This is a genomic window from Ruegeria sp. C2 (assembly GCF_056537765.1).
The window spans coordinates 361416-378791 of sequence record NZ_JBQFRZ010000001.1 but is presented as its reverse complement, the minus strand read 5'-3'; the positions used below and the strand labels follow the sequence as shown (position 1 = coordinate 378791).

At 53.2% G+C, this 17376-nt stretch carries 18 protein-coding genes, 1 tRNA gene and 1 pseudogene; 10 read left to right on the top strand and 10 right to left on the bottom strand.

The features are described 5' to 3' along the window. Positions 1-30 precede the first annotated feature (30 nt). Positions 31-786: pseudogene (locus ACR0IV_RS01900) on the top strand (hypothetical protein); the annotation flags it as partial. Between the two features lie 7 nt (positions 787-793). Here the strand turns inward: ACR0IV_RS01900 and ACR0IV_RS01895 are convergent. After that, a complete protein-coding gene (locus ACR0IV_RS01895; RefSeq protein ID WP_480658151.1) occupies positions 794-1468 on the bottom strand; it encodes a TIGR04283 family arsenosugar biosynthesis glycosyltransferase in 675 nt (224 codons plus the stop codon). Positions 1469-1541: 73 nt separating this feature from the next. Between ACR0IV_RS01895 and ygfZ the strand changes: the two genes are divergently transcribed. Both ygfZ and ACR0IV_RS01885 read left to right on the top strand, forming a co-directional pair. After that, positions 1542-2279 carry a CAF17-like 4Fe-4S cluster assembly/insertion protein YgfZ gene (ygfZ, locus tag ACR0IV_RS01890; RefSeq protein ID WP_480658152.1) on the top strand — a complete coding sequence of 246 codons (738 nt, stop codon included), beginning with the start codon at positions 1542-1544 and terminating at the stop codon, positions 2277-2279. Positions 2280-2384: 105 nt separating this feature from the next. Beyond that, positions 2385-3323 (top strand): ABC transporter transmembrane domain-containing protein, encoded by a 939-nt coding sequence (locus ACR0IV_RS01885; protein ID WP_480658153.1) that lies wholly within the window; start codon positions 2385-2387, stop codon positions 3321-3323. Between the two features lie 47 nt (positions 3324-3370). Here ACR0IV_RS01885 and efp read toward each other — a convergent pair whose 3' ends face one another. After that, complete coding sequence (efp, locus tag ACR0IV_RS01880) at positions 3371-3934, bottom strand: elongation factor P (protein ID WP_420586640.1); 564 nt, start codon at positions 3932-3934, stop codon at positions 3371-3373. Between the two features lie 218 nt (positions 3935-4152). Between efp and ACR0IV_RS01875 the strand changes: the two genes are divergently transcribed. Then, positions 4153-4473, top strand: a complete 321-nt coding sequence (locus tag ACR0IV_RS01875) for a DUF6280 family protein (RefSeq protein ID WP_170572372.1) — start codon at positions 4153-4155, stop codon at positions 4471-4473. Between the two features lie 73 nt (positions 4474-4546). Here ACR0IV_RS01875 and ACR0IV_RS01870 read toward each other — a convergent pair whose 3' ends face one another. Beyond that, complete coding sequence (locus tag ACR0IV_RS01870; RefSeq protein ID WP_480658155.1) at positions 4547-5116, bottom strand: cobalamin biosynthesis protein CobQ; 570 nt, start codon at positions 5114-5116, stop codon at positions 4547-4549. A 59-nt stretch (positions 5117-5175) separates the two neighbouring features. Between ACR0IV_RS01870 and ACR0IV_RS01865 the strand changes: the two genes are divergently transcribed. Then, positions 5176-6633, top strand: coding sequence for a cobyric acid synthase (locus ACR0IV_RS01865; RefSeq protein ID WP_480658156.1), 1458 nt, complete (start codon positions 5176-5178; stop codon positions 6631-6633). A 3-nt stretch (positions 6634-6636) separates the two neighbouring features. On the opposite strand, the gene ACR0IV_RS01860 is transcribed toward ACR0IV_RS01865, so the two are convergent. From ACR0IV_RS01860 to ACR0IV_RS01850, 3 genes are all read right to left on the bottom strand, one after another. Then, positions 6637-7389 carry a hypothetical protein gene (locus ACR0IV_RS01860; protein WP_480658157.1) on the bottom strand — a complete coding sequence of 251 codons (753 nt, stop codon included), beginning with the start codon at positions 7387-7389 and terminating at the stop codon, positions 6637-6639. A gap of 74 nt (positions 7390-7463) precedes the next feature. Then, positions 7464-8882, bottom strand: coding sequence for a TolC family outer membrane protein (locus tag ACR0IV_RS01855; RefSeq protein ID WP_480470248.1), 1419 nt, complete (start codon positions 8880-8882; stop codon positions 7464-7466). 96 nt (positions 8883-8978) lie between these two features. Beyond that, complete coding sequence (locus tag ACR0IV_RS01850) at positions 8979-9632, bottom strand: protein-L-isoaspartate O-methyltransferase family protein (RefSeq protein ID WP_480658158.1); 654 nt, start codon at positions 9630-9632, stop codon at positions 8979-8981. Between the two features lie 225 nt (positions 9633-9857). Here ACR0IV_RS01850 and ACR0IV_RS01845 point away from each other — a divergent pair. Then, a tRNA-Cys gene (locus ACR0IV_RS01845) sits at positions 9858-9931 on the top strand. Between the two features lie 159 nt (positions 9932-10090). Continuing rightward, positions 10091-11530, top strand: coding sequence for a tyrosine-type recombinase/integrase (locus ACR0IV_RS01840; RefSeq protein ID WP_480658160.1), 1440 nt, complete (start codon positions 10091-10093; stop codon positions 11528-11530). A gap of 161 nt (positions 11531-11691) precedes the next feature. Here the strand turns inward: ACR0IV_RS01840 and ACR0IV_RS01835 are convergent, their stop codons facing one another. From ACR0IV_RS01835 to ACR0IV_RS01825, 3 genes are read right to left on the bottom strand one after another with little or no spacing between them, the layout of a single operon-like run. Beyond that, a complete protein-coding gene (locus ACR0IV_RS01835; RefSeq protein WP_480658162.1) occupies positions 11692-12849 on the bottom strand; it encodes a DGQHR domain-containing protein in 1158 nt (385 codons plus the stop codon). Next, complete coding sequence (locus ACR0IV_RS01830; protein WP_480658163.1) at positions 12846-13328, bottom strand: hypothetical protein; 483 nt, start codon at positions 13326-13328, stop codon at positions 12846-12848. The genes ACR0IV_RS01835 and ACR0IV_RS01830 overlap by 4 nt, the downstream gene beginning before the upstream one ends. Before the next feature lie 15 nt (positions 13329-13343). Then, the gene (locus ACR0IV_RS01825; RefSeq protein ID WP_480658164.1) at positions 13344-14159 is read right to left on the bottom strand and encodes a DNA adenine methylase; all 816 of its coding nucleotides are present in this window, start codon (positions 14157-14159) and stop codon (positions 13344-13346) included. A gap of 362 nt (positions 14160-14521) precedes the next feature. On the opposite strand from ACR0IV_RS01825, the gene ACR0IV_RS01820 reads away from it, so the two are divergent. The 3 genes from ACR0IV_RS01820 to ACR0IV_RS01810 all read left to right on the top strand — a co-directional run bounded on the left by ACR0IV_RS01820 (position 14522) and on the right by ACR0IV_RS01810 (position 16008). Beyond that, on the top strand, positions 14522-14821 hold the full coding sequence (locus ACR0IV_RS01820; protein WP_480658166.1) for a hypothetical protein: 300 nt from the start codon (positions 14522-14524) through the stop codon (positions 14819-14821). Positions 14822-14959: 138 nt separating this feature from the next. Continuing rightward, positions 14960-15301: a hypothetical protein gene (locus ACR0IV_RS01815; RefSeq protein WP_480658167.1), complete on the top strand. Its 342-nt coding sequence runs from the start codon at positions 14960-14962 to the stop codon at positions 15299-15301. 134 nt (positions 15302-15435) lie between these two features. After that, positions 15436-16008: a tyrosine-type recombinase/integrase gene (locus ACR0IV_RS01810; protein ID WP_480658169.1), complete on the top strand. Its 573-nt coding sequence runs from the start codon at positions 15436-15438 to the stop codon at positions 16006-16008. Positions 16009-16119: 111 nt separating this feature from the next. On the opposite strand, the gene ACR0IV_RS01805 is transcribed toward ACR0IV_RS01810, so the two are convergent. Continuing rightward, complete coding sequence (locus ACR0IV_RS01805; RefSeq protein ID WP_480658170.1) at positions 16120-17361, bottom strand: DnaB-like helicase C-terminal domain-containing protein; 1242 nt, start codon at positions 17359-17361, stop codon at positions 16120-16122. Between the last annotated feature and the right edge of the window lie 15 nt (positions 17362-17376).

Below are 17376 nucleotides of genomic sequence, written 5' to 3'. Positions count from 1 at the left end.
AGTTCGCATGCAGACCGTACACTCTGAGCCATGACTTTTGTTGCTGAAAACCAACTACCGCTGCTGATCCTGTTCTTCCTGATCGGGTTGGTCGGCACGGGCTTTCTGTTTCGCAAACCTGCCGGACACCGGGCATGGAAGCTTGCCGATCTGGTCTGGGTCGTGCTGGGCGGAATTGGTGCGCTGGTGGCCGTGCTTGCGGGGCTTTATACCACGGACAGTTCCCGTCTGGATCGCCAGATCGATGTCGCGTATGCCGCCACGCTGGCCTTTGACCGCGATGCAGCGCGGTTCCGGCTGCGGTTCTGTGATCCCGCCTATGACCCCGATACAGCCGTCTTGTGTGAAAAGGTCGAATTCCTGTCTGCCTCCACCGCTAGCAACTCTGAGCTACCCCTGTTCATCGCCGTGACCAATGAGGTCGCGCCACTGCAGGGATTACATTTCCTGTTCGGCGGCAGCGCGAAAGACGACATGGACGAAGCGCGCGAAATGGCGGCAAAAGCAGATGCGTTCAGCATCGATCAGTTTCTTGTCTTCACGTCGCTCGACGAAGAAACACAGGCCGCAATCGACAACATGCGACGCAAGGTGCCTGCGATTGCGGGCGACTATCTGATCCTGGCCCAGAGCTATGATGACCTGATCGAGCAGGTCAGCAAGCTCAAGGATGAGTGGGAATATCTGCAGGCGAACGCGCATATCCTGGTGCTTCAGATCATCGCGCTGTGTCTGGTCAGCTTCGCAGCACCCTTTCGCCTTGGTAAATCCATTGTCGAGCTGCGCACAGCTTTCAACGCCGATACGTCTGCGCCAGCTGCTCTGGATCAGTCCCCAGAAAATAGCGCATCAGAGTCCAGAGATTCCGCGCGCCGCGACGAAACCAGCCCTGACGGATATAGCGTTCCCCACTCGTAAACGCGTCGGCCTTCAACAGCGTAACCGACGACAAAGCCCCGATCAGGGCCACATCTTCCATGAGCGGTTGGTCGGGGAACCCACCCGCCGCATCATAGTCTGCGCGACGGACTAGCAACCCCTGATCGCCATAGGGCAGTCCAAAGACACGGCTGCGCAGATTGGCCCAGCCCGCCACCCAACGCGCACCAAAGCCGCTGGTGCGAAAGCGAAGCCGAAAGACTGCCGGTCGTCCCGAAGGCAAATGGTCGGCGACAACGCTGCTCCACCCGGTCTGCAATTCGGTATCGGCGTGCAGGATCAGCAGCCATGCGCCCTTTGCCACTGCGCAACCACGCCGCAGCTGCCCCCCGCGCGATGGCGGACCCGTGATAATCTCGGCCCCCGCTTCGTCGACCATCTCAAGCGTTGCATCTTCCGAACCGCCATCGGTCACGATCAGCTCGCAAATCAGCCCGGTATGTAGTCCCTCCATCAACGCCTGCAGCGTTGCGGGCAGGACCTGCTCGGCATTCAAGGTAGGGATCACGATAGAGATCGGAGCGGGCACGTCTGAAACCCTCTGGTCATGGCGGCGCGAACTCCTATATCACGGGGCCAGACCAGATGACGAGGATCAAACCATGCCCAATCGCCGCATTCTGCGCCTGTCCGGCAAGGACACAGTCAGTTTTCTGCAGGGGTTGATCACCAACGACGTCCGGCGGTTGGATGATGGACTAGTCTATGCCGCGCTGCTGACGCCACAGGGCAAATATCTAGCCGACTTTTTCTTGAAGCGAGACGGGGATTCGATCCTTCTGGACATAGCCGAGGCTTTGGCCGATGGGATTCAGAAACGCCTGACCATGTACAAGCTGCGCGCTGATGTGCAGATCGAGGTCACCGATCTGAACCTGCAACGTGGAACCGGTCCCGCGCCTGAAGGTGCCCTGCCCGACCCGCGCCACCCGGATCTTGGCTGGCGCACATATTCAGCAAGCCCCGAAAACGAAGACAGCACCGATTGGGACTCCATCCGCGTGCGGCATTGCATCCCCGAAAGCGGCATCGAACTGCACCCCGACAGCTATATCCTGGAATCCGGGTTCGAGGCTCTCAACGGTCTGGACTTCAAGAAAGGCTGCTATGTGGGTCAAGAGGTCACCGCGCGGATGAAACACAAAACCGAGCTACGGAAAGGTCTGCGGATTGTCGAGATTTCTGGATCAGCCCCAGTAGGTACGGAAATTCAATCCGGAGGCAAACCAGCAGGCGTTCTATTTACACAGTCGGGTGGCAAGGCCATTGCCTATCTCCGACTTGATCGTGCGGGCGATGACATGCAGGCAGGCGAGGCAAACTTGCGTTTTCCTGGCTGATACTTGTTGCCCTCGCGGCACGCGGAGGAAGCAACCCGTCATGTATGTTTGACCCCTGCCCTACACGCGGTATCACTGGGGTTACTCAGGTATCGGGATATCCGCATGTTACGTCTTTACTCCGCTATCTGGCGCGTCAGCGCCGGTCGTCAGATCATCCTCATCCTGCTCTCATTAGCGATCGCCGCGCTGGCCGCCGCCCCGCTGGAGTTTCAGCGCGACATCGTCAATCACCTCACCTCGGACAATATCGACGTCAATCATCTGGTCCTGCTGTGCGCGGGTATGATGGCGATCATCCTGCTGAGCCTCGCATTGAAATGGGTGCTGGGCTATCGGGCCGGAACCTTGGGCGAAGACCTCATACGCCTGATCCGGGGGCGGTTGCTGGTTCGCGCTGTGGATATCGACCAGGCCGGAGAAGACCTGCGCACCGGCACGATGACAACCGCCGTTTCCGCCGAGGCCGAAGAACTGGGCAAATTCGCCGGCGGCGCGTTTTCAGACCCTGTGGTGCAGATCGGCACGTTGATCAGCGTCATCGGCTATATCTCATCGACGCAACCCGGGCTGGGTCTGATCGCCTTTTCCATGATCGTGCCGCAGATCGTCATCGTTCTGATCTCACAACGCAAGGTGAACGTCTTCGTGGCCGAGCGTGTGCGAATCCTGCGGGACTCGACCGACCGGCTGACTCAACAGGATATTGACGCGGCCGCGCAGGACATCGAACGGCTGTTCGACGACATCTACGAGACGCGTCGCAAGATGTTCCTGTGGAAGCTATCCGCGAAATTCCTGCTAAGCGTCATCAATGGCGCAGGCACGGTTGGCGTTCTGATGCTAGGGGGCTGGCTGGTGCTGCAAGGCCGGACAGATGTCGGCACCGTCGTGGCTGCCACCAGCGGGCTCAGCCGTATTCAGGGGCCAACTGCGTTCCTGATCGCTTTCTACCGGCAGGTAAGCGCCAATCGCATCAAATACGAGCTTGTGCTAGAGTTGTTCGGCGACCATCCCGAACGGTACCGTCGCACCAACGCATAAAAAAAGGGGCCGCGAGGCAGCCCCTTTGGTAACCTTCCGGCGCAGTGTCAGGCGCGCTCGGAATAATCCATGGTCTCGGTGTTCACTACGATCATCTCATCCTGGCCAATAAAAGGCGGAACCATGACCTTGACGCCGTTGTCCAATATCGCCGGTTTGAACGAGTTCGCAGCGGTCTGACCTTTGACCACCGGTTCGGTTTCGACGATCTTGCAGGTTACTTTCTGGGGCAACGTGGCGTTCAGTGCTTCGGATTCATAGAACTCAACAACAATGGTCATGCCGTCCTGCAGAAACGGACGACGCTCGCCCAGCAGGTCCGAAGGCAGCTCGATCTGCTCATAGGTCTCAGAGTCCATGAACACCAGCATGCCATCAGATTCGTACAGAAACTGCTGATCCTTCTGCTCCAGGCGTACGCGTTCAACTTTATCCGCTGACCGGAAACGTTCGTTCAGCTTCGAGCCATTGCGCAGGTTGCGCAATTCGACCTGCGCAAAAGCGCCGCCTTTACCGGGCTTTACGTGATCTACTTTGACCGCCGCCCACAGCCCGTCGTTATGCTCAAGCACATTGCCGGGGCGAATTTCGTTCCCATTTATCTTGGGCATGACTTAAATCCTTCATAAACGGTTGATGCGTCAGTTGCCGTCCCTATATCTGGCGTGACCACACCTGACAAGACAACGAGACCTAGTGCTGCAACCGCAGCAAGCCATGCAAATGACGCAACGCAACTATGCATTTTAGGTGTATCCGAATCGCACCTAATAGGTCATAAGGACCGTCACGCCGAAAATGCAAGAGCAAGAACAACAAGGAAAACGAGATGAGAGATTTCGTTGACGGCACTGCCTTTAACAACGAGCAAGGCAATCGTGCACGCAAACTTTTCGCGGCCGTTGTACTGGCTGCTCTGGACGACGCCATCGCCGATGACAAGAAGTACGGTAATGGTCCTGAACAAATCGCCCGTTGGGCCCGTTCGCGCGATGGGCGCGAAGTGCTGTCCTGCGCTGGTATCGACCCGAACGAGCGGGTTGTCGATGGCCTGATGGAATTCGTAGGCCGCGGTGTGCGGACCTCGGTTGCGCTATCGCGCGAGGAAAGCGAACGCCGGAATGCAGCACAACAGGCAGAAGCCGCCTGATCACGTTCTGTATTTCGTGCAAAAAGCGCGCCCTCTCAGCAGGGCGCGCTTTTTCGTTGTCGACCAAGTAAGTTCAGAAAAACAGCAGCCATTGCCGCGCGACCCAAAGCTCAGCAGCGAGCATCAATGCAAATACCAGCTTGGTCGAGGTTGATAACCCTCGGTGCCACAGAATTCCGTAGGACCCGATGCACATCGCGATGGAAATCGGTGCGATCCACAGCGCATGGTGCGCGCTGTCCCAATAGCTTAACGGACTGTGAAAAACCCAATTGCTGAACGGCCAGAAATGCGGTCGCCCGTCACCCGCATGCAACAGGAAATCCAGCGCCAGATGCAGAAGACCTGCCGACGCGCCAACCGTCAACAGATGCCATCCGCGCCAAAGCCCCAAGGCCAGAGCCATCCCCCACAAGAAAAAGGAGTTGTCGACGGCAAACACCGTCTGCCAGCCCGGAGAGAAGTAGAGCTGCCCGAACACGACCTGTTCTGGGATATTGAGCAGGAACAGCGACACCCCTGCCATCAGATACAAGGACAGATCAGGCAACAGGGATCCGACCACCACCGCCCACAAGACGGGCCCTCGGGCCGGGCGGGCAAAGGCGGCAGCGCCAATCAAAAGATGCGCAGGTGTGTTCATCTAGGCTTTTCCTTTGCCACCAAATCAGGTCATGTGCGCATCAACATAGGAGAGGGTCCATGGCGCGGTCCATCATGATTCAGGGCACTGGCAGCAATGTCGGAAAATCGGTTTTGGTGGCCGGGCTGGCGCGTGCCTACACGCGGCGTGGGTTGAGGGTAGCACCGTTCAAGCCGCAGAATATGTCGAACAACGCTGCCGTCACCGAAAACGGGGGTGAGATCGGGCGTGCTCAGGCGCTACAGGCGCGGGCTGCGAAACGGCCAACCCACACGGATATGAACCCGATCCTGCTCAAGCCCGAAACCGATACTGGCGCTCAGATTATCGTTCAAGGCCAGCGTGCAGGCACAATGCAGGCGGGTGATTATCGCAAAGATAAATCCAAACTGCTGAACGCGGCGCTGGAAAGCTTTGATCGTTTGTGCGGTGATGCCGATCTGGTTCTGATCGAGGGCGCCGGCAGCCCCGCCGAAACAAACCTGCGCCAGGGGGATATTGCCAACATGGGCTTTGCCTGCGCCGCCGACGTTCCGGTGGTGCTGGTCGGCGATATTCATCGTGGTGGTGTGATCGCCCAGATCGTAGGAACGCAGGCGGTTCTGGACGCCAAAGATGTGCAGATGATCCGGGGCTTCGCCGTGAACCGGTTTAAAGGCGATGTGTCGCTTTTCGATGAAGGGCGTGACGATATCGCCGTCCGCACCGGTTGGCCCTGTCTGGGCGTGGTACCGTGGTTCCATGACGCGTGGAAACTTCCCGCTGAGGATATGATGGATATCCGCTCGCACACGGGTGGAGACTGCAAAATCGTAGTGCCTCAGCTGGAGCGGATGGCGAATTTCGACGATCTCGATCCACTCTCGGCTGAGCCGGGTTTGTCGGTCGAGATTATTCCAGCCGGTCGCCCCCTGCCCGGCGACGCGGATCTGGTTCTGCTGCCGGGCAGCAAGTCAACCATCGGCGATCTGACTCATTTCCGCGCACAGGGCTGGGATATCGACCTCTATGCGCATGTGCGCCGGGGTGGGTATGTTCTGGGGCTCTGTGGCGGGTATCAGATGTTGGGCAAGACTATCTCTGACCCCGATGGCGTGGATGGCCGCCCCGGCACGGTCGAAGGGCTGGGCCTGCTGGATGTCAGAACCACGATGGCGGGGCAGAAACAAGTCACGCTCCGCAACGCGACCGCCTTACCCAATGGCGAACCAGTAAGTGGTTACGAAATCCATATGGGCCGCACCGATGGGCCGGACTGCACCCGCGCATGGCTACAGATCGAAGGACGGCCCGAAGGAGCCGCAAGCGCCGATGGTCGGATACGCGGCAGCTATCTGCATGGAATCTTCACCTCGGATGCGTTTCGCGCCAGCTATCTGGCGCAATTGGGTGTGAGCGCAGAAAACGCATATGAAGATGGGGTCGAGCAGGTTCTGGACGATCTTGCCGACCATCTGGAGAAGCATATGAATCTGGATCTTTTGCTGACGCTTGCGCAAGAACCCCGACGCGGTTAGCGATTATTTGGCGCTTTGCCCCGCAATAGCCCGGGCAATCTCGCGCCGGACCATTTTGCGCAGGTTGCGTGTGATCCGTTCCCCGAGCGCGCCCTGCAGCTCTTCCCTGACGATCTGAGTCACGATTTCGCGCAGCTCCTCTTCGCTCAGGTTCAACACAGACGGCTTGGTGGCCTTATCTCCGGCAACAGCTGGGGCGCGCACGAAGGTCGCGGCCTGTTCTGCCTCGGGTTCGGTGGTTTTGGCTTGAGCGAAACCATTTTCAACTGGCCATTCAACAGCCTTGGTCCTGGTTCCCGAATAGTCGTCATCGCTTTCGCCATCGGGTTCCCACTGATCCTCGGTCCGAGCGATAGCGGCTTCAAGGGCCTCAATCTTGGCGCTCAAACTGCCAGCCAGATCGCGTTTGGGGGCCTCTTCTTGAGCGACCTTTGTCTTCGCGTCGCCCTCGCGCACGACATCACTGGGTTGCAAGCGCATCGGTTCGGCAGGGGATCGAGGCGCATTCGCAGCCTCCGCAGGCGCACTCTGTGGGGCGCTGTGCTGTGGCGTCAATTTGAGCGGCGCAAGCTTCTCGGGCATCAGCGGTTCGTCGCTTACGCGCAGCGCATCGGTCAAAACGAGCCGACCCGGCTTGGGCGCCGGAGCGGTTGGGATAAAGATAAATTCTGATTCCTCATGCGTATCTTCGTTGACCAAGCGTTTGACCGACGAAAGAACGTCCTGAGAACCGGTATTTACAACACTATCTGACATAATTCACTACCGCTCTAAGCCTAAGTCCGATTGTAGCCAATCCGGACCCTTACCACAACCGGTAGTGATGCCACTTAGTCGCGGCGCAACGCCTTGAGCACCCGATCCAGATCGCGGCTTTGCTTGCTGATCTGCGACGGTGCCTTCTTAACCAGGTTGTAATACAGCGTCGGATCATAGATCTGAACGGCCAATCCCAGGCGTTCAGCAGTCAGCAACCCCTGAGCCTGCAGCAACTCATACGCGGCGCGGGACCGTTCTGTGCGTGACGCAACCTCGGCAAGTTGCGCATCCAGCAAATCCTGCTGCGCGTTCAGAACATCCAATGTGGTCCGCGCACCCAGAGTTGCCTCTTCGCGGATGCCGTCGAATGCGACCTGCGAGGCGCGAACCCGTTCGGTTGAGGCTCGCAAGCTGGCTGAGGCAGCCTGGAATGCCGCATAACGATCCGTGACACCCTGCGTGATGTCTTTCTGAACATTCAGCAGATTTGCGCGCGACGCATCTCGTGTCGCCATTGCGCGACGCACAGCCGCGGCTAGCCCACCGCCGGAATAGATCGGCTGATTGAAGTTCAGCGAGATCGTCGCGTCGTTGACATAGTTGTCGTTGTCGTAGCTTTCCGTAATGCCCGCATCCGCGTTCAAGCTGACATTCGGACCCAGATTTGCGCGTTGTTGCTGCACGATCAGGTCCAAAGCGCGAACCTGATGCTGCGCTGAAAGGATGGCAGGGTGGTTTCGCTGCGCCAGATTGATCGCATCGCCCTCTGATCGCGGGAGATTGGGCAATCTCGGCTGACCTGCCGTGCGTCCCGGCGCCTTGCCGACCGCGTTTACATATTCGGCCTGCGCGATGCTCAGGTTGCCGCGGGCGACCGCCAGATCCGCCTGCGAGCTGGCAAGCTGCGCTTCCGACAGCGCCACGTCTGTACGGGTGACCTCACCAACTTCGAAACGGTCCTGAGAGGCACGCAATTCTTCCGCAGACACTTCGACGTTGTTCACGCGAATCGCCACGGTTTCTTCCTGCAACAGCACGCCCAGATAAGCATTCGCCGCGCGGATCAGGATTTGTTGTTCGATATCGATCAAGGATTGGCGGGTGGACAGCACGGTTTCCTGCGCCGACTGTTTTCCCAGAACAGATGCCCCACCATCATAGATCAATTGACCCAAAGTAAGACCACTGAAAAAGTTCGATGGCTCATTCGTGGTGACAATTCCACCGGTGCGCGATCGCGTGTAGTCCCGGCTCACCTGTACCGTCCAGCTGATGATCGGGCGCAGCGCAGAGAGGGCAATTGCAACATCTTCATCCGCTGCCCGCAACAAGGCGCGGTTCTGTTCAAGCAGGCCGCTGGTGTTATATGCACCGATAAACGCATCGGTCAGATTATCCGCCCAAACCGGTCTTTCGGGCACCGCACTCAATGCAATACCAGCTGCCAAAGCCAATCCTTTGACCAGCTTCCCTGTTGCCGTCCCGCGCATCACCAAATCCTCTCAAATCGAAATTACGCAACCACCAAGGCAGTTTGCGCCGTTGTTTTCAAGTAATCAAGGCGTCAAAAAACTTCTATTTATTAACTATAGCGAAAATGCACACTCAGCGCAAAAAGCGGGTAAAACCGGGGCGCTGGCATTAAAGGCATAGCGCCAGGATACACGGCCTGAGGATTTGTGACCGATTTTTACTGTGCCCAAATCGCCTTCCATGAACAGACAGACGATCCGACCCCGATCTTTGAGCTGATCCAGCAGAGTGTCGGGCACCTGTTCCACCCCACCCTGGATCATGATCACATCATAAGGTCCGTGCTCGGCCGCGCCCTGCTCCAATGGTCCTGTGTGCACGATCGCATTGTCGGCATCCGCTTCCATCAGCAAGGATTGTGCTTCAGCAGCCAGATCCTCATCCGATTCAACGGCGACCACCAGTTCAGCCATGCGCGCGGCTACCGCGGTCGAATATCCAAGTGCCGGAGCGATATCCAACACCACTTCGTCGTTGGAGATATTCAAAGCATCAAGCATCTTGGCCAGCGTCCGGGGCTCCAACAAGCAACGTCCGGCACCCAATTCGATCAGATCGCCGACATAGGCGGCCTCACGCTGCGCATCTGGCACGAAGTTTTCGCGCTTAACGGTCAGCATGGCATCAATGATCGGGAATTTGGTCACGTCCGAGGGCCGGACCTGCGTATCGACCATGGTAAGGCGTCGTGCTGCGAAATCTGTCATGTGATCGCTCATTCTTTTTCGCTCAGTTATCGGGCTTGTGCCACATCCGCCCCCCTGCGGCAACGGGCCAGAGCGCAAATCCGTCCGCGGCAAAAAAGACCTGTCGACACAGCGTCGAATTCGCAGGCCGGGACCCCAGAATTGCATGTTAGGCTCTGGACCTTCATTTAGAAAGCTGTTAGAACCCCACCCACACCACGGCAAGTGATTGATTTCACTGGGAAAGGCGAGTTGGCGGAGTGGTGACGCAGCGGATTGCAAATCCGTGTACACCGGTTCGATTCCGGTACTCGCCTCCAACATATTGTGGTTTGGTCCGCAAATCTCAGAAATATCCACAAGATATAGCCAAGCATCGCGCCGACGCCCCATAGCACACCTGCAGCACACTTTTTGAAAGCTTTCCTGATTCAAAAAGTGTAGTGTCAACATACACTTTGAAATCAATGGTTTGACACATGGCGGCCGACAACAAGTCGATAAAAGTGAACGAACGTTTGACGCTTTACAGGCGTGGTCGCAGTAGTCGGTGGCAAGCGCGGATCAAACTCGACAATGGAGACTGGCACCGCTTCTCGACGGGCACCAGTGACTTTGAAAAGGCGAAGGAAGCCGCTCAACAGGAGTATTACACCGCCGACTACCGTTCTCAGAACAATCTACCCCAAAGCACTCGCAAGTTCCGCCGTGTAGCTGAGTTTGCCAAGCAGCGAATGCGTGATGAGCTTGAAGCAGGCGGTGGACGCATCGTGTTTAAAGACTACATCACAGCAATCGATCGTTACCTCGACCCCTACTTCGGCAAAATGGATGTCGCATCTATTAAGGTTGCCCACCTACAAGCTTTCGATACATGGCGCACAAAAAAACTTGGACGCAAAGCTTCGCATAGCACTATCAACACTCATAACAGTGCCCTGAATCGCGTTTTCGATGAAGCTCTGCTCCAAGGGTGGATTACCACCTCCATACGACCCACCCTTCTCAACAAAGGTACGAAAACTCAGAGAAGGGGTTCCTTTTTGGTGGAAGAGTATCGGACTATCTACAGAGGTTTACGAACTTGGCACAATCACACCAAAAATCGGATAACGCGCGAGACGCGCGAGGTTCTTAGGAACTATGTGCTCGTTCTGGCCAACACAGGTATCAGGCATGGCACGGAGGCACTTAACCTTAAGTGGAAGAACATTGCGTGGGTCGATATTGAAGGCGAGAGGTACATAAGTTTTTTTGTCTCTGGGAAGACTGGCGGTCGACAGTTGATTGCGCGCGATAGAACACGAGCGTACCTGGACAGACAGCGAGACCTTAACCCCGCTCTAGCCAACATGACTTTCGACGAGTTAATAAAAAAACGAAGCGATGAGTGGGTTTTTCAAACGCGCAGCGGAGACAAAGCAGATCTTTTTAACCTCAGCCGAAGTTTCAGAGCGTTTCTTGAACACAATGACATGAGAATAGGAAGCGACGGCAGAACACGAACGCTGTATAGTTTTCGCCACTTCTACACAACTCAAGCCTTGAAACGTGGCATGAACACTCACGCGCTTAGTCGCCAGCTTGGCAACAGCACAAAAGTAGTGGACCAATTCTATAGCGATCTGAGCCCACTGATGAACGCCGATCAGCACTCGGGGCGTGATCGACAAAAATTGAAAGAGCAAGCGCAAGGCAAAGAAACGAGCGTTCACGGATCAAACAACGTTGCGACAAAAGCTTTTGAGTTGCTTTTAGCAGGCCAACTTAGCGAAGAGGCGCTTCTTAGCGTTGTAGGCGCGGGACATGCAGCGTACGAACCCGATGAGCACCTTAAGATGCTCGCGCTCGAAGCAACTGCGGCTGGAAAGCTCACCGAGAGTGGATTGATGCAGATTCTAAAACCAATGCAACATTAGCGCTCCAGGTAATAAGAAAAATTCTGAACGCGCTGTATACGACCTCCACACGCCACAAACTCCTTAGTTCACTTGTTTTCTTTTGCTTTCAGATGCCTGAACAACTTAGGGAAATATTTTTTGGTTCTTAAAACTATGAAAAGAAATGCTATGTGAGTGCATTACAGCAGCGTTAACTCTTCACGATCTTGCTCTGATAAAGATGAAATAAGGATTTTATATAGCCGAGACTCCCCAGATGTCCCCGGGGGGAATGTCACGGTGTTAAAGTCCTCGTCGTTCAACTCTACCTTAGCCAAAAATTCTCCAAATTCTTCTTTTGAAGGCACATATTCGCGTCGTTCCCCGGCAATTAGTAGGTAAAGAGGCTTCAAGTAACGCATTAAGGCTTTCAGGCCATTCGTTTTAGGAAGGACGTTACCCTTTCGGTCGAGATCGCCCCACGAAGTCGGCCAACGATGTTCCACAGCTTGGAAAAAGTGCAATACGACCTTGGTAATATCGGTATCGTGTCCTTTCAAAAACATTTGCCGAAACGGATATTTCATGTGCTGCTCATTTGTTGGTAACTCCAACTTGAATGCACGAAGAAACGAGTTTCTATCTGACATTGGGTCAGGTGACATTAAGCCTAACAACGATTCCACGACGGCCGCTTGTGTTACCGTTTCGTTTTTTCGCCCCTCCGTGGCGCTTCCCAACCGTTTTATTCGATGCTGGAACGGGCTGGTCTTGATTTGATCAAGAGCAACAGCAATGTGGTGAGCTGCTTTTTGCGGGCTACGTTTCTTTTCGTAGTCCAACAAATCATAAACCAAACTACGATTGACCTTGGTTTGGGCCAAGTTAACCGTTGCGAAAATATTCGCTTGTGTAGCAATGTCAGCGCCCACAAAAATCGAAACTGAAACTTGAAAGCCGCGCTCATGGATCGCGGTAAGACCATCCACCCTGTGCTGTCCATCAATGATACTTGCGACTTCCGTTATCGGGACTTCATCAGTACCGCACAGCGTCATCATTCCAGTTTTTTCGTCCCAATCAGCATTTTCCATTCTAACCGCTAAAATTACAGCTGTCGGAAAAGTCGCATCGTAGGACTGGACGTATTTCTTCAGTTCTTTCGTCCTTGACGGAGACAATCGTCTTTGAATTCCAATATACTCGTCGAATTCATTCTCATGAAGACGGCGAACATCAGCAACTGAGACCGCCACCAAATCTCTCGCATCCATTACACCCACGTAGAAGGTACCAATAGGCTGCTCAACTGGGATTGCGCGAAATGATATTTCGCTCTGCTCAAACATATCGCTCATCCCTCAATCTCCTTAACAATTCGGCGCGATGCAGAGTGCCCAGTCAAATGCACGTCAAAAAAAGCTCGTGACTGATAGAGCGCGTAGACCCATAAAACCGCCGAAAACAGCAAAACACCCAACACATACCAAGCCGCAAATAACTCATTCTCTACTTGCCCATCGAGATCTTGAATATAAACGGGAACAGCTAACAAAATTGCCAAAAACGGAAAGAGAATAAGCCAGATCATATGGCCAGGTTTCGCTCGAAAAACTCCAATTTTCATAATTGCATAAGCTGTTGACGAACCAAGAATACCTGCTGCATAGCTTAAAACATCCCCGGGCGAATACTTGTTTGCAAGCACATCCAAAGCGGTGCTCATCGTCGCATCTTTGTCGCCCAAAGCGTAAACGACCAACCCCAACCAAATAGGGATCTGGGTAATAAGTAGAACCAGACACGCCTCAGCTATGGCTTGAAAGAAATTCTTCATACAGAATTAACCCGCCTAAATTTCAACTAAAATTTCCTGCACAGTGCCTCGTGCTTCCTTTTTGCCCGCCAAGACACTTCCACGTAGGAGTTCTCTGGTACTTCCAAGATCAGAATAGAGTTCTCGCACTGACGAATGGGCCGCGTTTGAAACCAAGACTTTTGCACCTCGTGACGCTGCTCGTGACACAGCGTCTCTTAAGCGAACCTGATCATCCCAACTGAATATCTTCTCGTTGTACTTTAGAAATCCGTTGAAATTGTGTTTCACTGTGTAGGGCGGATCAACAAAGACGAAATCACCATCAGCAGCCAAGTTGATCGTTTCTTCAAAGTCGCACTGCTTCAACTCAGTGTTGTGCAAAGCGCGACTAATCTCAGCGAAGTCCTCGTTCTCAAATACGACCTTAGACTTTGTACCAATCGGGACATTAAACTTTCCCTTCAAGTTGACCCTATATAGGCCATTCCAACAGGTTCGGTTTAGGTACAACAGTTGAGCTGCTCGAGCGCTCGGTGTGTCAAACTCCGTTTCCCTAACCTCATAATAATGGTCACGAGAATGTAACTTTTGGTGCTCCTGTAGTAGCGACTCAACGGTTACGTGATCATCTCTAATTTGCTTATAACATTCGATTAAACGTCCATTCGCGTCCGACAGCGTTGACGAGCCAGGTCGCAGAAAGAAAAAGACAGAACCACCGCCTAGGAAGGGCTCAAAGTAACGTCCGCTAAATGAAGGGAACAGTTCAGCGTGCCGGTCCACGAGCCAGCGCTTCCCCCCTGCCCACTTAAGAAACGGAACTAGTGACTTTTGTTTGTGCTCGATCAAGTAGGTGCGCTCTCAGCCAGATTCGAACGTCTATGCGTTTCAATAATTTGGGCTCACAACCTATACAAGTATCCAAGCAAGTAAAGCTTAATGCTACATCTTTCATCAGCACCGGATCGTCCAACAAGAAGCGAACTTTGGAGTCGTTCGGCAGCGCAAGTCGACAAGACGTCTTTTTCTTGCTTGCCTTCGTCAAAGTCGCCGCTGCCTGAGCCGGCCTAAACAAGTACCGCGCTTACTTCCATTGTCTTAAGCTGACTACATTTCGCGTTACCCGGTCACTCTTAGCCATCGCAGTATTCGATCCCTCGAACGTCGTACTTAGCCCACTCAAGATAAATAGCTTGAGGAGAACCACACCGATGAACGAATTGGAAAAGAGGCTGCAAGCGCTACAACAAACATTCGATACCCTGCCCAAGCGCCAGCAAATACATGCAACTCGACGACTTTTGGAAACGACCAGTGAATGCCTGCGTCGTTTGAAGTTGAATGAGGCGCAAGCGAGGCTAACGCCAACGGCAAATAGAACAACCGCGAAGCGCCGGGAAACACAACTTGATCCGAAACCTCCCCAAAAGCCTGTTCGCGTAGCGGAACCTTCAAGACCAAAAAAACCAAAATACTCAGGCAATCACAGCCCTGCTGCAAGTAGAAGATAAATAACTTAGTCAGCTAAGGCAGATACTCGGTAGTTCGGGGCAAGTGTTGCGCCATGCAGTTCGAGGATTTGAATGGCCGTAGATCGGACACGGCCACCGCGCCCTGATCAAAACGCAAAAATAATAGGGAGAACTTAAATGTTATTGATGGAGCAGGTTTACAGAAAACTTAGAGCAGAAGAATTAATCAGCACAGCTGAAGACTTTAGTATGAACTGGTGCAACTGCAGTCGGAGCTGGTTTGCGGTGCAAAGGAACAGCAAAAGCGACTTTAGCGTGAAAACTGCGATTGATTGCCTTCGTCACGCTCAAGCCAAACTCGCGATCACGCATGTGCGCAAAAAGCGCGTGGGCAGTATCGTTGACTCAGAAATTGTAGCGCTACGAGAAGTAATTTCTTCCTTGGAAGAATACTTGCGGGAGCAGCACAGTATTTTGGCTGTGGTTACAGAAAGCGTGCCTAAACCCAAAATGTTATAAATTTCATAATCTCTAACATTGTTTCAATTTTCGGTTTTAGATCAAAAGATTAGCTTAAGAAAACTTTTTGGTCGCTTGCCAAAATGTGTGAATTTACAATGCATTACAACGAAATCACACATTTTAGGTGAGTTATGAAACAAGCCAAGCTACTCACAGAAGCGGAACAAAAACGCGTATATGCAGTGATCGACACGCATCGTTACAGGTCAAGAAACCGTGCAGTTTTCGCGCTAAGCTTTTTTGCCGGCCTACGCGCGTGCGAGATAGCAGGATTGAAAGTTGGAGATGTATACGATGCTCAAGGACGAGTACGTGACACGCTCTTCTTAGCAGCGGGACAGACCAAAGGCGACGAAGCAAACACAGTACTGGTAAGCAAGCGCCTTGCTAAAGTCCTTGCCAAATACGCCGCCACCTACCCTCGTCACATGAAAAATCCGCACGCAGCGCTAATTTTTAGCGCAAAACGCGGCGGGTTTAGTGCGCAAACAATTGTTAACCTGTTTGCTCGGATTTATGACCTAGCTGGCGTTAAAGGCGCTAGCAGCCATAGCGGCCGCCGACAATTTTTGACTGAGCTCGCTGATAAGGGCGTAAACGTTCGAGTCATACAGGTCCTGGCTCGCCACAAAGATATCTCCACTACCCAGCGATACATTGACTACAACGAGAACAAGCTACGAAATGCCATTGAACTGATCTAAACAACTTGATCAGTGTTCTAAAATTGCCCTCCTGAGTACTACGTAGCTCAAGACGTGCGTAAAAAATGGTAATATCAAGCTCCAAACACACGCTAGTTTCAATGCTCGCTATTAATACTCCTCGAATGCGTCCCAAGGTTTCGCTAAATTTTCAAAGCGAGCAAACATGCTTTCATACCCCAATTCAACCAATCCGGTTGCCCCGTCACGCTGTTTTGCTACAGTAATTTCTGCAGAACCGTGCACTCGCTCCATTTGCTCCACCCATTGTGTCATTGCATCAAAATCGTAATCAGGAGGTTTTCGTTGCTCGACGTAAAACGCTTCACGATGTAAGAACAAAACTGTATCTGCGATCCGATTGACAGGATCAATTTCGTTAAGATCGGATAACTTAGGGCGTTTGTCGCTTCTTCGTAGGATCTTTTTTCCGATACTTGTGGTTACCAGAACACAGATTTCTTCATTTCTAGCCAATTGTTTGAATAAGCTCAAGATTCTATCGATATCCACCGCATGTTTTGCTGTGCTTTCATGATTGTCCGACAGGTCATCTATCATGTCGACAACAAGCAAATTGAGCCCAATGTCGCGTTTCAGCTTCTCAGCTCTTTCGACTAACTCTTCTGCACTTCCATATGTATCATCTATAAACAGAGGGATGCTTTCTAGGGTTTTGGCGGCTGTGACATATCGTTGAAACTCCAGTTCAGTCAAATCGCCCCGCCGAATTCTTTCGACGGGCACCTCGCATTCAATTGCCAATATTCGTTGCGCAAGTTGACCAGCTTTAAAATGAAGAGAAAAATATCCAACACTGCCGCCCCTGAAGTTTCGTGTAGAACTATCGTTGAGCTGAGTGACGTTAGCCACATTGAACGCAATTTGCGTGGCAAGCGCAGTTTTTCCCATTGAAGGGGCTGCTGCTAAGACTACTAGCTCGGACTGATGCAACCCGCTCAATCTTATGTCTAGATCACGAAAACCAGTTGAAATACCAGAAATTCTCTCATCTCTTTGGAAAGCTAGGTTGGCTTCATTAACTGCGTCGACTACCGAGTGCATAAACGGTTTGAAACCGGTTTCTTCAATCTTCTTCGGAAGAGGCGCAGACACCTGTTCAGCCATTTCTTTCATCTGCTCCGCAGTCAAGTGCTTTGGCAAGTCGGTGTCAATAATAAAGGACGAAAGGTCAGAACCACGGAAGTCCACGTCCGCGAACGAAAGCTGCTTAAAATCCGAATTTGGATCAAGTCCTGCAATCGCACACAGATCTGTCAGGACTGCTGAGTTTGATTGTCGAATAGCCTTCAACAAAGGCAGATCGGGCGAGAATACGCTGACTTTTTTCATTTTTTCTCGCTGAGT

Bases quoted from the DNA above. Each gene is read 5' to 3' on its own strand.
- ACR0IV_RS01810 (WP_480658169.1), top strand. From the start codon at position 15,436: ATGAAACAAGCCAAGCTACTCACAGAAGCGGAACAAAAACGCGTATAT.
- ACR0IV_RS01885 (WP_480658153.1), top strand. From the start codon at position 2,385: ATGTTACGTCTTTACTCCGCTATCTGGCGCGTCAGCGCCGGTCGTCAG.
- ACR0IV_RS01865 (WP_480658156.1), top strand. From the start codon at position 5,176: ATGGCGCGGTCCATCATGATTCAGGGCACTGGCAGCAATGTCGGAAAA.
- ACR0IV_RS01850 (WP_480658158.1), bottom strand. From the start codon at position 9,632: ATGACAGATTTCGCAGCACGACGCCTTACCATGGTCGATACGCAGGTC.
- ACR0IV_RS01820 (WP_480658166.1), top strand. From the start codon at position 14,522: ATGAACGAATTGGAAAAGAGGCTGCAAGCGCTACAACAAACATTCGAT.
- ACR0IV_RS01855 (WP_480470248.1), bottom strand. From the start codon at position 8,882: ATGCGCGGGACGGCAACAGGGAAGCTGGTCAAAGGATTGGCTTTGGCA.
- efp (WP_420586640.1), bottom strand. From the start codon at position 3,934: ATGCCCAAGATAAATGGGAACGAAATTCGCCCCGGCAATGTGCTTGAG.
- ACR0IV_RS01830 (WP_480658163.1), bottom strand. From the start codon at position 13,328: ATGAAGAATTTCTTTCAAGCCATAGCTGAGGCGTGTCTGGTTCTACTT.
- ACR0IV_RS01805 (WP_480658170.1), bottom strand. From the start codon at position 17,361: ATGAAAAAAGTCAGCGTATTCTCGCCCGATCTGCCTTTGTTGAAGGCT.
- ACR0IV_RS01840 (WP_480658160.1), top strand. From the start codon at position 10,091: ATGGCGGCCGACAACAAGTCGATAAAAGTGAACGAACGTTTGACGCTT.
- ygfZ (WP_480658152.1), top strand. From the start codon at position 1,542: ATGCCCAATCGCCGCATTCTGCGCCTGTCCGGCAAGGACACAGTCAGT.
- ACR0IV_RS01860 (WP_480658157.1), bottom strand. From the start codon at position 7,389: ATGTCAGATAGTGTTGTAAATACCGGTTCTCAGGACGTTCTTTCGTCG.
- ACR0IV_RS01875 (WP_170572372.1), top strand. From the start codon at position 4,153: ATGAGAGATTTCGTTGACGGCACTGCCTTTAACAACGAGCAAGGCAAT.
- ACR0IV_RS01835 (WP_480658162.1), bottom strand. From the start codon at position 12,849: ATGAGCGATATGTTTGAGCAGAGCGAAATATCATTTCGCGCAATCCCA.
- ACR0IV_RS01870 (WP_480658155.1), bottom strand. From the start codon at position 5,116: ATGAACACACCTGCGCATCTTTTGATTGGCGCTGCCGCCTTTGCCCGC.
- ACR0IV_RS01815 (WP_480658167.1), top strand. From the start codon at position 14,960: ATGTTATTGATGGAGCAGGTTTACAGAAAACTTAGAGCAGAAGAATTA.